We start from the raw sequence: 16,121 nt of genomic DNA, 5'->3' as shown, positions 1-16,121 counted from the left end.
TAAATGTTTGTGTTTGGGCCAAAATCGCTACAGCCAGGGCGTATTCTGTGTCAGGCTAGGGTTCCGGTCACGCTCTCCCGGTGGGATCCGGAAGATATAGTTCTGCTGATAAGTGCGCTCAGGGGCATTCTGGAAGTACCGGCTCTGGTTGGCACCATGAGAATCTATCCGCCACAAACCTTCCCCATAAGGCGCGCCCCAAACGCGTTCGAGAGCCCGCCAGCGACGTAGATCAAATCCGCGCTGGCCTTCACCTAAAAGCTCAATGATCCTTTCCTGCTCAATGGCAGCAAAAAATGCGTCGGCACTGGCTGTCTTGGCAGTAGTCAACTCAGGCAAATTACCGCGGTGACGCACCTTATTGACCAATGCAATGGCGTCCGCAGTCGGACCGTTCACGGCGTTGGTTGCTTCCGCGTACATCAGGTAGACGTCCGCCAGGCGCATGACCGGGAAGTTATAGTCACCATCGCTGCGTCCCTGGCCTGCATAGTTGCGCAGGAATTTGCGGAACACATATCCTGAGTTGCTACCGTCGGTATTATAGGTCGTATACTTTACGCCATCGATCGTAACGGGCTGGTTCCAGGTTTTGTAAATGAAAGGGCACCAGCCAGTCGATTTCAACGAGTTCATTCCCACGCTCACTTCATAGTCCCACATAATGGACGCTTTCATCCGGAAATCCCTGTTCTTATAGCTCGCAGGATTTACCGCCGAGTTGGGGGCCGTCCTGGCGCCGTCCGCAGTGGGGTTCATAGGGACCAGTTTGGGCGCAAAATCACCGGTGACCGTTGATTGATAGCGGTCTGCGATTTCGTAACGCGGGGATACCCAGCATTGCGACCCTTCGTGCGAGCGCCCGGCCACGTCACGCATCAGCTCTTCGCCCTGCGCCGTACCGGTGCCCCCGTGCGTGAAGCCCATAATGATTTCAGGATCGTTATTGGCGACCGGCGTGAACAAATAATAGTAGTTAGGCAGATTGTCCGCTTTCCCCAGTGAATCGATGCTGCCGGGCTCGCCATTACGGAAAAGCACCAAGCCGTAATCATTGATCACCGAATTAAAGTCGGCTGCTGCGGCAGTGTAAGCTGCGGTTGCTGCATTGGCGTCCGCCTTGAAGGTGTCCAGCTCCGGCCACCCGAAACGGTTCCAGCAGGCCCAGTACAATTGCAATTTCCCCCGGAAAGCAAGTGCGGCAGGCTTGCCTGCTCGGCCAACACCGGCTGGCTTGGCGGGAAGTTTTTCGTAGGCATAGGTAAAGTCGGCCATGATCGAATCCTTTACCTGGGCTATAGGGAGCCTGGTCAGGTTGGCCACTTCGGAGTTATCGCCGATAACCTTGGAAATATATGGCACATCGCCCCACATCGAGATCAGACGGAAATACACCATCCCGCGCAGCAGCCTGGCTTCACCGACGATGGCTTGCAGCTTCTCGATAGATTCCGGCTTTGCCGTAGCGATCATGTTATTGACATTTTCGATCACATAATTGGTACGGTTAACCCCTCCGTAGAGATACCGGTACATTTTATCAAAATTATCTCCATAGCCGGTTGGGTTGTAATCCCCGCTATGGTAGGCGTCGCCCAGGCGCAGGTTGCCGTTTGTGGCGCTGGTACCGCGGGTACGGACGTATTCCCCGTGGCCGTCCAGGTAATAATCGCGGTCAAATACGGGGCGGATTGATGAATATGCACCATTCAATGCGAAGGTCGCGTCGTCCTCGGTTTTCCAGAAAGCACCGGCGCTCAGCTCGGTGGTAGGCTCCTGTTCGAGCAGGTCATGCATACAGGAACTGGCTGTCAAAAGAAGCCCTGTGAGCATGGTCATTGATAATATCGATTTTATACTTTTCATTATGAAGCTGTTTTAAATGCCGATGTTGATGCCAAGTGAATAGGATTTGTTCAAAGGATAAGCATCGCTTTTGTTGCCCGCCTTTTCCGGATCAAGCCCGCGGAATTTGGTAAAAGTCGCCAGGTTCTCAGTCGATGCGAAAATGCGGAAGTTGCTGATACCGATCCTTTTGGTCAGCATCGCAGGAAGGTTGTAGCCCAACTGAACGTTTTTTATGCGGATGTACGACAGGTCGTCGAGCCAGAAAGTGGTTTCCTCCCGGTTGGCATTGCCACCCAGCCTTGGCCATGCGCCATCACGGTTTTCCACCGACCAGGGATTATCCCAGTGCGCCTGCGTGGATGCATAACGCTGTGCGCCAATATTGACATTGTTATAGATATTGATCCAGTAATCTTTACGGCCCGTTGCACCCTGCATTAAGAACGAAAGATCCAGACCGCGCCACGAGACATTGCCATTCAGGGCAAAGTTGGTCGTCGGCCGGTCGCGCTGCGTTTTGGGGAATGCTACCTTATCCTCGTCGGTAATGCGTCCGTCGCCGTTGATATCCTTGCGCAGTATGTCCCCCGGTGAAGCGCCTTGTGGGGTTGCATTGTAGACGTCCTGCCAGGTTTGCGCAATACCCTGGTCCTGATAGGTATAAAGATAATGGTAAGGCATGTTCAGGAACGTGTAGCCACGGCCCAGGAACTCATTCCAGGATTCCAGGTTGGTCCGGTTGTAAGACGCATTCAATGCCAGCATATAATTGATCCCCCCCTTCCGGTCGCGCCAGGTGAGGTTCCCCTCGATACCACGGTTACGCAGGTTCCCGATATTCTTGCGTGGCGCATCGTAAGCACCCGTCAGCAGGATCGACATTTCCGATGGACGGTTCATACCAGTCGTGAGGCGATCGTAATAATCAATCTCGGCAGACAATCGGTTGTTGAGAAAGCCCAGGTCGAGGCCAAGGTTGAAAACTTTCGTGTTCTCCCATGAGAGGTTTTTATTAACCAGTTTTTTATTGATAAATCCCTTTACGATGCCTGCATTGACCATATAATTACCAGCGGCCAGCGTCGACTGCTGCTCGTAGCGGTCCACCCCGCTGTTGTTGCCAAGGCTTCCATAAGATGCCCTGATTTTACCATTGGAAAGAAAGTTGGCGGTGTATTGGTTGATAAAACCTTCTTCGGTAAAACGCCATCCCAATGCGGCTGACGGGAAAAGACCGAACTGGCTACCGGGCAGGAATTTGGAAGAGCCATCGGAGCGGAAGTTCACTTCGAGCAGATATTTGTCAAATGCGGCGTAGTTGACGCGGCCAATGTAGGAACGCAAGCCTTCTGTCGATGAATTTCCGGCTGTGGATTGAATATCGGTAAGGGCCGCGTCCACTTCGTGTAGGGATGGATGCAGCCTGTCGTTACGGGAAGTGGCCTGATAGCGATCATACCAGTACTCTTCGCTATATACGAACATCGCCCCGATCTCATGATGCTTGGCGATGGTGGTATTGTAGTTCAACCGGCCGTTCAGCAAAGTTTTGTAGCCTGTGTTGGTAAAGTTGCCTACGCCTGCGTTGGGCCCAACATACACGCGGCTACCGAATGACTTTGTCTGAAAGTTGTATGACTGATTCGGTGTATTTGCATTCCAGCGGAACTGATTATAATAGTTGAGTGCGTAATCCACCCGGGCAGTCAATCCTTTGATCGGTGTCCAGTCAAGGTACAGGCTCGTGTTGGCTTCCTGGCGGTTTTGCCTATTGAGCTGGTTGATGTACAGCGTATAGGGGTTATAGGCCTGGGGGTCCTCATTGTAAGCCATTACACCGCCAAAATATCCGGTGACAGGATCATAGGGAAGGATGCCCGGGATTGCGTATTGCATGTCAAAACCGGCCGTATTGGTTGAAGCGTCATCGGTAAAGCCGTCTTCCAGGGCGTAGGTCAGATTCGACCAGTTACCGTTGAATTTGATACCGGTATTGATGTTCTTTCTGATCTTGTAGTCATAATTGAAACGGGCATTATAACGCTTATAATCATTGTTGATCTGCAAACCCTTTTCATTCATCATGCCAACAGAAATAAAGAAATTGGATTTATCACCACCACCCGAGGCCGACAGGTTGTAGTTCTGCACAGAGCCTGTACGCATGATCACGTCCCACCAGTCGGTGTTGGGATAAGCGACCGGATCGAGCATGCCCAATGCCAGCCATTGGTCTATTGTCCCATCTTTGAAGTTGAAGTTGGACCGCAGCGTGTTGACTGCCGCCGCCCGCTGATGAATGGTGAGTGTCCGCGCGTAATCGGCCAGGAAATCGTAGGATTTGGTTGGCGTTTGCACTGCGTAATTTCCCGAGAAATTAATGGTTGCCTTCTCCTGTCCCTTACCGGATTTGGTGGTAATCAGAATAACACCATTGGCGGCCCTGGAACCATAAACCGATGAGGACGTGGCGTCCTTCAAGACAGAGACCGACTCAATATCATTCATATTGAGCCTGTTGATATCCACATCCGGCATGCCGTCCACCACAATCAGCGGGCTCGCATTGTTGACCGTTCCCAATCCGCGAATGACCAGCGATGCATTGTTGCGGCCTGCCATACCTGAGTTCTGGTTAACGGCAAGCCCTGGCACCAGCCCCTGCAAACCGGACGATACATTGCTCAGCGACCGGTTAGTGATCTTATCATCGATCTTGATGGCCGAAACCGCCCCGGTCACATTCACTTTCTTCTGGCTTCCGTAACCTACCACCACCACTTCTTGAAGTGATTTATTCTCAGGAACCAACTGAATACTGATCGTCGAACGGTTGTCTACCGTAGCCTCCTGCGAGAGATAACCGATGAAACTAAATGTAAGCACCGATCTGGCCCCTGCTACCGAAATCATGTAGTTTCCTTCCGGATCGGTAGTCGTCCCATTGGAGGTACCTTTTTCGATCACATTCACACCGGGCAGACCGGCACCCTTCTCGTCGGTAATCTTTCCGGTAACCGTAATGGCCACCACAGATTCGTGCCTGACTTTTGCCAGACTACTACTTCGTGCTTCAACGGAAAAGCCCGGACACAGCCATATCCCGGACAGGACTGCCAGACTTCGCCATGGAAAAAGCTTGTAGGATTTTTTCATAGAACTCGTTTTTATTTATGGTAGATTGATTTTAAATGGGTTTTATAACAGGAAGGAAAGAATAAGAAGAAATACAATGATCAGGGAGGTCACCAGAAGGGTCTCCACCAGGGCTCGGGTTAAGGCGCGTCGACTGTCTTTAATTTTAAACATTTTTCACGGTAAAAATCCAATACAATTTTACCCCCTTCATCACCTTTTCGAGGTGGATAAAAAGCTCAAATAGGTGTCAAAAATGCTCTGAGCGAAGATTTCTACAAGAAATTAAAAACAAAATGCACTGTTTCGCCTTAACGGGCGGCGAAACAGTGCATTAGAATGAAAGAGCTCGATCCAGGGTAATTCTGGGATCAGGAGTCGGCTGAGCCGATGTACTCGCTGGGCGACTTACCGAATTCGTTACGGAAAGTTTTACTGAAATGTTTGGGGTCACTGAACCCTACCGTAAAGGCCACTTCGGAAATGGTCATCGCTTGCTGGCGCAGCAGGATTTTAGCTTTTTTAAGACGGACCGAGCGCACCAGGTCCATAGTGCTGCAGCCGGTGAGCATTTTTATTTTCCGCAACAGTACCGGTCTGCTCATCCCGATCTCGCTGACCATTTCAGCCAGGTTGAAATCCGGATTTCCCAGGTTCTGTTCGATGATGGTCATCAGGCGGTTTAGAAACAGCTCGTCGGGATGCCCGGTTTGGTTGACGACCGGCTCCATACTGATCCTGTGCTTGAATTTCTCCTTCAAGTCCTCCCGCAACCGCAACAGGTTCTGCACGCGGGTAAGCAGTAATTTCGGATAAAAGGGTTTAGTCACGTAATCGTCAGCGCCGTTTTCAAATCCGGTAAGCTGGTGGGCCACAGTATCCCGGGCTGTGAGCAGAATAACGGGTATGTGGTTTGTGCGGTGGTCTGTTTTGATCAGTCTGGTAAACTCGACGCCATCCATCACCGGCATGGCCACGTCGCTGATGATCAGATCCGGCAAAACGCTGGTAGCCTCCGCCCATGCTGCCGAGCCGTGGGGGGCTTCAATAACCTGATAATTTTGACATAAAAGGCCCTTTAAGTAAGCACGCAGGTCTTCCTGGTCTTCGACGATCATGACCAAAGGCTTGCGGGGCCCCACTTTCTTACTTTGTGCCTCTTCTGTTTGAAGTATATTTCCCAGATCGGCCATGGCGGGCAGTGCATGTTCCGGCGTGCTGTCATAATCCTGCTCCCGGCTTACGCAAGAGAGCTGCTCACTGGAATAGGCCTGGTTTCCAAGCGGCAATGAGATAATGAAGCGGGTATAGCCCCTTTCTCCACGGACGGATTCCATGCTTTCGGCCAAAATAGTGCCATGATGCAGCTCCACGATATTTTTACTCAATGCCAGCCCGATCCCAAAGCCCGACTCGTGCCTGCTGGGATTGTCGGCCTGGTAGAACCTGTGAAAGATTTTGTTGAGATCATCCGCCCCTATTCCAATGCCATTATCCTCCACAATGACGTCTACCGTGCCATCCAGGTCCTGAGGAGTTTTTACACTAATTGCAATCCTGCCTCCCGTGGGGGTGAATTTCACGGCATTCGCTATCAGGTTATGGAATACTTTTTCCATTTCGCCGCCGTCGAACCAAAGTTCCGGTGCCGTCGGGTCCGGCTCGAAATGCAATTTTACGCCGCGCAGCGCCGCGAAACTATGAAAGGAGTCGCAGGTCATTTGCAGCCAGTCGTTGAGATCGTGCTTTTGTACTTTCAGGCATACGTTCCCTATCTCATGTTTCTGAAAATCCAGCAGCTGCTCCACGAGCCTGCGCAGCCGGTTGGTACTTTCCTTCATCACGCGCAGCTGCTTGCGGACTGCCGGATTTTGCCCGAATTCCTCATTCAGCTCGCCCACCGGGCCCATAATGAGGGTAAGCGGTGTCCTGATCTCATGGATAATATTGGTAAAGAAATTGATCTTGGTCTGGTGCAGTTCATTGCGTCGCCGTTTTTCCAGATGTTCCAGTTCCAGTTCGTGGCCCAGCTGCACCTTCACCTTGTTGAACCGCGCCCAGGTATAGAGCAGGCCGAGAAAAATACAGATGTAGATCAGGTAGGCCCAGGCGGTTTTCCATGGCGGCGGCAGGACCGTGACCTTCATCTGCAGTGGGGTGGAGTTCCATAACCCGTTGTTGTTAGCTCCTTTTACAAGCAATGTATATTCGCCCGGTTCGAGGTTCATATAGGTAGCCACCGGGTCCTTCACTGTGTTCCATTCCGTGTCGAACCCTACCAGCTGGTACGCATACCTGTTTTTGGGGCCTTCAATGTAGTTCAGCGCGGCAAATTCGATGGAAAAAACATTCTGAAGATAATTGAGGGTGATATGGTTTGTATAGAGAATGCTTTTGGCAAGCACCGGGCTTTCAGGACCCGGAAGTACGTTTTTATTAAACAGTTTCAATCCCGTGAATACCAACACCGGCACGTGCGGGTTCGAACGGATACTGTCGGGGTTGAACTGGACGATCCCGTTGAAGCCGCCAAAGTACAGCCCTCCCAGGCTATCCCTGAAAATGGAATTGGCGATGTATTCCTTGCAGATCAGCCCGTCGTTTTTGTCATAGTTGGTAAAAGTCCGTCGCGTATCGAATTTAGACAGTCCATTCTCGCTGCTGATCCACAAATTACCTTTTGCATCCTCCTGAATGCCTAATATGTTCTTCCCGGGCAGCCCTGATCTTTCATCGAAATGCCGGGTTGTTCCCACACCCGGAACGAAAAGGTGCAGTCCGGAACCTCTTGTGCCTATCCATATTTGCTTTTTGCTGTCTTCAAACAGCGTGTTTACATAGTTTTCATCCGTTGGTGCTGTGACTTTCGCAAGATCCCTGTAATGTGCAAAGCCTTTGTTGTCTCCCAGCTTTTGCGATAGCCCCTTCGTGGTGCCTACCCAGAGCCGTTTTTCTGAGTCCAGCAGCAAAGAGGTTACGTTAGTGGAAAGTAATCCGGCCGCAGAGCCGCCCGCAGTGCGGAAGCGTGTAAATGTTTTGCTTTCAGCATCAAACCGGCAAAGTCCGCCCTGGTAGGTCGCTACCCACAAACGGCCTTGCGCATCCCTGGAAAGCGCATAAATACGATCATCGGCAATGGAGGTGGTATCGCCGGGCCTGCTCAGATATTGGGTTATCTCATTCTTTTTAAAATCCAGGTAATTCAGGCCCCGTATCGTCCCAATCCATAAGCCGTGCTCACGATCTTTCAGCAAACTTTTGATCTTTCCGCTGGAAAGCAAAGGACCGGTTGCACCCTTATCCCGGTAGTGGCTGATGACCTGCTGATTTTTATTCACCAGATAAAGGCCATTGTCTTCGGTGCCGACCCAAAAGTTCCCATCGGCCGCAGCTGTCATAGGGCCTCCTATTTTGAATGCAACCCGATCGGACTGACTGTTAAGTTTTAAAAACCCGAACTGGCGCGAAAGCGCATTATGATAATTAACACCGCCGTAATGCGTGCCAATCCAGAATGTGCCTTCCCGGGTCATAAACATAGATCTTATCTCATGATCGCTTAGTGATCGGGGGTTATCGGGGACATTGGTATAATGCCTGAAGTGTTTGGCGTCCGGGGATACTACAAACAACCCCGACATGCCCCCTATCCAAAAGTTACCCTGGGCGTCTGTTCTGATCGTCCTGATAGGCAGCGAACTGGTGTTCATCGACGGTATCGGCTGCCAGGTGACAACCTTTTCCCTTTGCTTGTCAAAAACTGCTATCCCTTTCTTTTCCGTACCAAGCCAAAGTCTCCCATCCTGATCTTCGGCAATCGCATTGATCCAGTTTGACTGCTGATAGCCAGGCGAGTTATATTTTTCCAAAGAATAGTGCTTTTCAGCAAACCCTCCGCCGGCGAGCCGTGTCACTTTTGTGATACCGGTCGTGGTCCCGATCCACAGCGTTTTGTCCCTGTCTTCGAATATCGCCCTGATGTTGTAATAGCGCTTTGTATCGCCATCGGGTTTTCTTTTCAACAACCGGTCGAACTCCAACTTGCCTGCATTACGCAGCCGGTTGAGCCCCTGGCTGGTTCCTACCCACAGATCACCATACGAATCCATCATCAGCGCGCCTATAGCGTTATGCCACAGGGAATGCGGATTGGCAGTATCCCTCAAAATCCGGGCAAACTGATCTTTGATTGGATCGTACAGGTTTAGCCCGCTGCTGGTCCCGACCCATGTCCGGCCTTTTCTGTCAGTGAGCAGTGCTGTAATTGAACTGGATGAAAGTGAGTTTGGATTACCCTGCTGCTTTCGGTATACCACTATATTGCGCGAATCATACCTATTCAGACCATCCCGCGTGCCGAACCACATGAAACCGTTGGCGTCCTGCGTGATGGCGTATACGCTGCTTTGTGAAAGGTTTTCTTCCACTGAAAGGTGACTGAAATCCAAGGGTTGCCCCCGCAAAAAAAAGCCAGAACCCAGGAGGATAAAGGAAAAGGTAATGACTATTTGTATGAGATAGCGGAGCGTCATATGACTACGTAAACATGTAGGATAATTACCATATTAAATAAGACGATAATGAGCCCCCGATCCATGTACCGAATATACAAATATCAGCTTCGCTTCCAGCTTTCAGGTGAGCGGTAATAAAATCTCACATAATTAAAAATTACACAAAAAGAAAAATTTCATTTTCGTAAGCGAAAAAATTCATATATTTATATTGGAACTCATGTTTAAAATATCGCGATGAAATCAGTAATAAACCAGCCAGAGCGTACGCTGAAGGCAAAATTTACTTATCTGGACATAGCAACTAACTTTGCCATTGTAGTTTCCGCCCGCAAAGGTCTGCAACCAAAGGTTTTTTATGATTTTGCCGAAGCCATTAAAATGCCTGAAAGAAATTTGGCTGCATTAATCAATCTTTCTTCCCGGACGATCAGCAACTACAAAGAATCGCAAAAAAAACTTGATCCTCTGTACGGAGAGCATTTACTGAAGCTTATTGCCTTGTTCAAAAAAGGCGAACAGATTTTTGGCAATGTGGACGAGTTCAATTATTGGCTTCAAAAACCGTTCTGGAATTCAAGTGAAAAACCTTCGGATTGGCTTGGCACGGGCGGAGGTGTTGACGTTTTGTCTGAAGAACTTGACAAACTTGCACAAGGATATCCGGTATAAATATGCTCATTTACAGAATTGTCCACAAATTGTATGGTGGATCTTTGTTTGCATCCGGAATGCAGGGAAGATGGAACAGTGCTGGGAATAAAGTACTATATGCCGCCGAATCAATCCCATTGGCATTTCTTGAAAACATGGTCAGAAGACAGGGAGTTGGGTTTAACAACGATTTTCAGATCATGTTCATCTTTGTTCCTGATACTGCATCCATAGAAGAAGTTAGTGCAGCGAACCTAAGTCTGACATGGAGGGGTCCCAATGACTACTCAGCATGCTTGCCACCAGGAGATAAATGGTACCACGAGGCAAAGTCTATTGCGCTAAAAGTACCCTCAGCAGTTATGCCGGAAGCATTTAATTATGTGATTAACACCATGCACCCGGATTATAAGCAGGTTGCACTAGTAGGTACTACAAGTCTGATTCCTGATCCTGGGATTGAGGATATTCTAAAAAAGTATCGATGATCATCCATGATTATCGATACTTTTTTGCTGTAAAACAGTTTCCAGCGCGCCCTGCCCCAACTTTCAGGAAAGCTCCAACAATGGAAAATATTTGTCCCGGATCACATTCATGTGGTGGACCGGGTGCCCGATGATCACAAATCCCAATGCCAGAGGAGTAATGCGGGTTTGATTGGCCGTCCCTGCGCATTGGATCATACCTTCGCTCATGTATTTGAACATCAGCTTGGTAGAGGCCCGCACCTGCTCAAATTCTTCCATCAAATCCTGGATCGTGCGCTGACCGGCCATGGTATTGGCGCCCAGAACGGCTTCATCATAACCGGGAAGCTCGGTTCGATCATTTCTTGAAAAACGCAAAGCACGGTAGGACATGATCCGTTCATTGTCAATGACATGCTGCAAAATATCACGAACGGTCCATTTGTTTTCCGCGTAAACCTGGTCGCCCAGCGCGCTTAACTTTGAGATTTCACAGTAGACCTGCCCGGGGGTGTATTTTTCAAAGGCCTCAAAAATATCGATGTCCTCGACCAGATTAATGTAACGGTCAAAGAAGGGTGGCATCGGGTTAATGTCTGATCTTTTCATGGTATTAATCTATCGTTTTTAATGTATTCTACTATAAGGATAATCAATTCGTTTGTTTTTTGCCTGGACCTGCCCTTCAATATAGGCATGTAGCGAGTCGCGCGATATGAGCCGGTAGACGATCCGCTGTGGAAAGTCGTGCTGTAAATTCTCGAAGACAAACTCGTTTCCGGCAATGGATCTCAGCTTGAAAAGCACCTCTTTTTCATTGTTCTGCCGTGCAGCCACGGGCGCGAACACAATCTCACCTCCCCTGTGGTACAGCTTCATGCTTTCCAGCAGCATTGTATCGGTTTTCATCATTTTATAGCTCCTACCGGTCAGCTCCGAGTCCGAAGACCTGGCCCACTGTTCATAGATATCACCGTTAGCCCGCTTGCTGACCCAAAGGCCCGACAATGGTTTCAGCTTTTCAAAATCCTGCTTTGTAAAATCAGTTACCTGTGAAAAAGCCATCAGCAGCAAAATAGCTGATAGCGCAGTCCACCGCCGTAAGCCGATGATGAATGTACCGGTCCGCTTCATGTTATACCAGGTTTTAGAATTGCAATCGTAAATTAATGAAAATCGGTGGCTGGACCAGTCTGAGATCAAAAATACTTATGCAGCAGCCAGTCAAGTTACCTCCATGGCAGCCTGCCGGTAATCACCGGTGGTGACTATATTTTACAGACTGACAAGCGGTTATCAATTAGGATGCCTTTCTTGCTTAATTGCAGGGAATATTGTTACATTTGGATATAAATCCTCTTGGAATTGAAAAGATTGTTGCCCATAGCGCTATTAGCTTTGCTGCTCTGCCATACGTTTGGGCTCAGTTTTGCTATCCTTTTCTTCGAGAAAAATTATCAGGTTGCCTCCGTTTCCGAGGAGCAAAACCAGACCAGGATGCTGAAAATGCATCTTCCTTCGCTGCCTTATTCAGACCATATCCAGATCAACGATGATATCAAGGGACTCGTCAGACGGGACGGAAATTTCTATAACCCTACCCATGTTGAGCTGGAAAACGACACGCTTTACATTACATTGAAATCCAATCAGGCCGCCAGGGACCATTTTTTTGAGCTGGCCAATGCCATGCAGGTCCTCACCGACCCGCAGACAGATTTGCCCGGGCAGCCCTATGGAAAGATGATCAAGTTACTGGGCAGCGCCCTCAAAAATTACCTGCCCAATGCGCAGGATTTGACGATCTGTCCCAACCAATTTTCCCCTGAAAAACAGCTGATACTTCCTTCCACTTTTGAGAGGAGTTATGCCTCATTCGAAAGCCTGCTGTCGACACCTCCCCCTGAGCTTTCCTAAGCCAATCCAGGGCACCGCCCATTTTTTCCCATGTCATTTCGGTCCGAGAAGGCCGGCTGGCATGACCTATATGGTGACCGTACTGTCATCAATCCAGAATTGAACCATCAGCTGCCGGACTCTCTTTGCAGATACTACCGGCCGTATGCATTACCTTAAATAAAATATCAACATGTTGTATTCTTTACGAATCAAAAAGCGATTGCTTGCCCTGCTTCTTTTCGCAACGATTGGCCCTGTTGCTTCCGCTTTCGCCCAGATGCCCCATGACGCGGTCTATATGGCTAAAAATACGGCATGCCTGGCCGTGTCTTATAACCATAGTTCCTGGGATAAATACTGGGAAAACACCCTGCTGCGCGAAAACCTCAACATTGGCACCCATACCACACAGGCAGGGATGGCCATGCTGGCCGTTGGCCTTACCAAAAACCTGAACATCATTGCCGGACTTCCATATGTGCGCACCAAAACCAGCGCAGGTAACCTGAGATGGCAGCGCGGGTTTCAGGACGCGTCGCTGTGGGCCAAATACCGTTTTGTGAACGTTTCGGGCTTCTCGCTACATGCCATTGGCGGAGCCTCTATTCCGGTAGGTGACTACATTCCGGATTTTCTGCCCATGTCCATTGGGTTGCAATGCAGAACTGCTACTGCAAGGCTTTTGGCCAGTTACCGTCACAAAAGCGGGATTTACATGACTGCTTCGGCGAGCTATATTTTCAGAAGCAAGATCAAAATCGACCGCGATTCCTACCAGGCTGACGAGCAGTTGTACAATTCCAATGAAGTGAGTGTCCCCAACGCTTACGATGGCGCGATCAGATTGGGTTACCTCAAAAAAGGGATCCAGGCGGAAGGATTTCTGGAACATGGCGCCTGTGATGGAGGGGATAATATCCGCAGGAACGATATGCCATTTCCTACCAACAACATGAAATCTACGCAGGTAGGTGTGTATGCCAAATTTCAACCCAAACACATCGGTGTGAATGCGAGATTCTCCAAAGTCATTGAAGGATCCAACGTGGGCAAAAGCACCTCGTACTCCATTGGTGTGCTTTACCAGTTCCGTTACGCGAAAGCAGATAAAAAATAAAATATCACTTGATTCTAATGAAAAATACAAACCTATTCGGCGGCTTTGATTTCAGCTACGCCAAAGCATTGCTACTGCTTGTAACGGTCGTTTCTTCGTGTACCAAAACCGTAGACGAACCCGTTGCGGGCGTTAATACACCTTCAAGTCTGGATCAGGATGCCGGCAACTGGAAACCTTATGTGCTGACATCGACAAGCGAGGTGGCTGTGGCAACGCCCACGGCCGTTACTTCTGAATACTACAAAACCGAGCTCAAAAAACTCAAAGACATTGCCGCCGCTGTTACACCGCAGCAAAAGGAACAGGTTAATTATTGGGGAGCGGGCGCGGTATTTCGCTGGAACGAAATTGGCCGAGAGCTGGCCGCGCGTTACAATACGCCGCCAGCGTCTGACAAAGACGGTAAGTATCCCTTGCCCGATGCTGCCAACCCACTGGCTGACCCCAAGTTTCCTTTTGCCAACCCGCCTTATACGGCGCGTGCACTGGCCTACCTGAGCGTGGCCCAGTACGACGCATTGATCAGCGCATGGAATTACAAATTGAAGTATAACCGCAAAGCGCCTTCGAAAACGGATGAGTCCATCAAGACGCTCCTTCCCGTTACCGACCTGCCCTCCTATCCATCCGAAGATGCGGTCGTAGCAGAGGCCTCATTCCTTGTTTTGAAAGCCATGTTCCCGGGCGAGGTACCGTTTTTGGAAGAAAAACTCGCCCAGCATAAAAACAGCCGTCTTTGGGCGGGTATGAATGTGGAAAGTGATATTCTCGCAGGAGCGGAACTGGGTAAAGCAGTAGGCGCCAAAGTAATGGCCAGGGCCAAGACGGACGGTATGAGCGCGGCCAACAACCAGGCTAAAACAGCTGAAATGATTGCCAATGCCAAAACCATTGGTACCACTGAGGTTTGGCTCAGCCAGGAATTCCCTAAGCGCCCTCCTATGCTTCCGACCTATGGCTTTGTTACGCCATGGAACTTTGATAAAGCAACCCTTCCAACTTTGCGCCCCACTCCTCCTCCGGCTATAGGAAGCGCCGAGTTCACAAAGAACATGGACGAGCTGCGTGATATTGCCAAAAATCAGACCCGCGAGCAGGCTAAAATTGCAAGTTTCTGGTCAGACGGGGTAGGAAGCTATACGCCTCCGGGCCACTGGCACCGCAGGGGCGCCGATCTGTGTCACAAAAACAATTTCAGTGAAGTACGTACGGCCCGCACGCTTGCGCTGCTGGGTACTGCATTGCAGGATGCGGGGATTGCCTGCTGGGATGCCAAATTCTATTTTTACTACCCGCGTCCTAACCAGATGGATAGCAAAGTAAAAACTTCGGTAGGCTTGCCCAACTTCCCTTCTTACACGTCGGGACATTCGACTTTCTCGGGCGCTGCGGCTGAACTGCTGGCCTATATTTTCCCTGCTGAAAAACAAAAACTCGACGCGATGGCCCTTGAAGCTTCGGTTTCCCGCATTTACGGATTAATCCATTACCGCTTCGACTGTGACGCCGGCTTATCATCGGGTCACAAAGTCGGTGAATATGCCGTGCAGCGCGCCAAAGCTGACGGAGCGCAATAATACTGACCTGAATCCCAACAAAAAGGCCTTACTGGTTGACCAGTAAGGCTTTTTTGTTTCTAAAATAACTTCACAGATATTTACTACCTGTCAATCGGAGCCCTTTCAGCAGCATATCGATCATTTTGGCGATCCGGTCTACTTTTGTCTGCTCCCTTTTGGCAGCATACACCCAGTCCCGGTATTCTTTCTGAGCGCCTTCGGGTAATGCCATAAAGTTTTCATAAGCCCGCGGCTCGTCTTGCAGGCAGTCCAGCAGCTCCTGGGGAACGTCCAGCGGCGTTTGGTCTTCATATAAAGTAACATGCACCCAGTCGCCTTCTTTTTTCTTGATCTTTTTTCTGATCTCAGCCCGTACCGGAAGGAAAAGCATGCCGTTGCCCATCGGCATTAAACGGTAGCTAAACAGTTCAAAATCGTCTATTTTTCCCTTGACCTTTACCCAACCGAAACGGGCCCTCTTACTTGGAGGTACTTCTGCAATGAGCACATAGGTCCAGCCGCCTTTTCCCTGAATTTTTTCCAGCTTATATTTTTGATCGACCAGTGGCCTTTGCATTACTTTTTCTTTTTGGATGATTTAGCCACTTTATTGAAAATCAGGCACTGTCGGACCCACTCATCAAAAGCATCCTTTTGCAGGTAACCTTCCGGGCTTACAAAAACATAGCCTTTCATCATTTTACCGTTGTGTATCATAGGAGCCACCCCATTCATCTCCAGGGCAGCCTCATAGGCATCCGGCCCGATGCGGCAAAGCAGAACATCGTTGCGCACGCAGATGCAGAGCTTATCCTCCACCATAAATCCAAGTCCCTGGAACATGGTTTTTTCCGCCACATCTGCCTGATCGATCAATGCTTCCCGGATCCGGTTAGCCAGCTTTTCATCATAAGCCATACAC

The 16,121-nt window shown here is 49.6% G+C and carries 12 protein-coding genes; 5 read left to right on the top strand and 7 right to left on the bottom strand.

What is annotated here, in order from left to right:
• Positions 1 to 27 precede the first annotated feature (27 nt).
• The 3 genes from ON006_RS03025 to ON006_RS03015 form a co-directional block, all read right to left on the bottom strand.
• Positions 28 to 1,866, bottom strand: a complete 1,839-nt coding sequence (locus ON006_RS03025) for a RagB/SusD family nutrient uptake outer membrane protein (RefSeq protein ID WP_244823637.1) — start codon at positions 1,864 to 1,866, stop codon at positions 28 to 30.
• A 12-nt stretch (positions 1,867 to 1,878) separates the two neighbouring features.
• Positions 1,879 to 5,004 (bottom strand): SusC/RagA family TonB-linked outer membrane protein, encoded by a 3,126-nt coding sequence (locus ON006_RS03020; protein WP_244823636.1) that lies wholly within the window; start codon positions 5,002 to 5,004, stop codon positions 1,879 to 1,881.
• A gap of 350 nt (positions 5,005 to 5,354) precedes the next feature.
• The gene (locus ON006_RS03015; RefSeq protein WP_244823635.1) at positions 5,355 to 9,410 is read right to left on the bottom strand and encodes a hybrid sensor histidine kinase/response regulator transcription factor; all 4,056 of its coding nucleotides are present in this window, start codon (positions 9,408 to 9,410) and stop codon (positions 5,355 to 5,357) included.
• A 324-nt stretch (positions 9,411 to 9,734) separates the two neighbouring features.
• On the opposite strand from ON006_RS03015, the gene ON006_RS03010 reads away from it, so the two are divergent.
• The gene (locus ON006_RS03010; RefSeq protein ID WP_244823634.1) at positions 9,735 to 10,169 is read left to right on the top strand and encodes an Xre family toxin-antitoxin system antitoxin; all 435 of its coding nucleotides are present in this window, start codon (positions 9,735 to 9,737) and stop codon (positions 10,167 to 10,169) included.
• Positions 10,170 to 10,171: 2 nt separating this feature from the next.
• On the top strand, positions 10,172 to 10,639 hold the full coding sequence (locus tag ON006_RS03005; RefSeq protein WP_244823633.1) for an RES family NAD+ phosphorylase: 468 nt from the start codon (positions 10,172 to 10,174) through the stop codon (positions 10,637 to 10,639).
• Positions 10,640 to 10,702: 63 nt separating this feature from the next.
• Here the strand turns inward: ON006_RS03005 and ON006_RS03000 are convergent, their stop codons facing one another.
• Positions 10,703 to 11,230: a DinB family protein gene (locus ON006_RS03000; protein WP_244823632.1), complete on the bottom strand. Its 528-nt coding sequence runs from the start codon at positions 11,228 to 11,230 to the stop codon at positions 10,703 to 10,705.
• A gap of 18 nt (positions 11,231 to 11,248) precedes the next feature.
• Entirely contained in the window at positions 11,249 to 11,755 is a 507-nt protein-coding gene (locus ON006_RS02995; RefSeq protein WP_244823631.1) for a DUF6265 family protein, read from the bottom strand.
• A gap of 231 nt (positions 11,756 to 11,986) precedes the next feature.
• Between ON006_RS02995 and ON006_RS02990 the strand changes: the two genes are divergently transcribed.
• From ON006_RS02990 to ON006_RS02980, 3 genes are all read left to right on the top strand, one after another.
• A complete protein-coding gene (locus ON006_RS02990; protein WP_244823630.1) occupies positions 11,987 to 12,538 on the top strand; it encodes a hypothetical protein in 552 nt (183 codons plus the stop codon).
• A 172-nt stretch (positions 12,539 to 12,710) separates the two neighbouring features.
• On the top strand, positions 12,711 to 13,637 hold the full coding sequence (locus tag ON006_RS02985; RefSeq protein ID WP_244823629.1) for a hypothetical protein: 927 nt from the start codon (positions 12,711 to 12,713) through the stop codon (positions 13,635 to 13,637).
• Between the two features lie 17 nt (positions 13,638 to 13,654).
• Positions 13,655 to 15,217 carry a phosphatase PAP2 family protein gene (locus ON006_RS02980; protein ID WP_244823628.1) on the top strand — a complete coding sequence of 521 codons (1,563 nt, stop codon included), beginning with the start codon at positions 13,655 to 13,657 and terminating at the stop codon, positions 15,215 to 15,217.
• Positions 15,218 to 15,287: 70 nt separating this feature from the next.
• Here the strand turns inward: ON006_RS02980 and ON006_RS02975 are convergent, their stop codons facing one another.
• Positions 15,288 to 15,776 (bottom strand): YdeI/OmpD-associated family protein, encoded by a 489-nt coding sequence (locus ON006_RS02975; RefSeq protein ID WP_244823627.1) that lies wholly within the window; start codon positions 15,774 to 15,776, stop codon positions 15,288 to 15,290.
• Positions 15,776 to 16,117, bottom strand: coding sequence for a TfoX/Sxy family protein (locus tag ON006_RS02970; RefSeq protein WP_244823626.1), 342 nt, complete (start codon positions 16,115 to 16,117; stop codon positions 15,776 to 15,778). The genes ON006_RS02975 and ON006_RS02970 overlap by 1 nt, the downstream gene beginning before the upstream one ends.
• Between the last annotated feature and the right edge of the window lie 4 nt (positions 16,118 to 16,121).

The organism is Dyadobacter pollutisoli (assembly GCF_026625565.1).
GTDB classification, from domain to species: domain Bacteria; phylum Bacteroidota; class Bacteroidia; order Cytophagales; family Spirosomataceae; genus Dyadobacter; species Dyadobacter pollutisoli.
The sequence above is the reverse complement of the archived record's forward strand: the minus strand, read 5'-3'. Positions and strand labels throughout refer to the sequence as shown.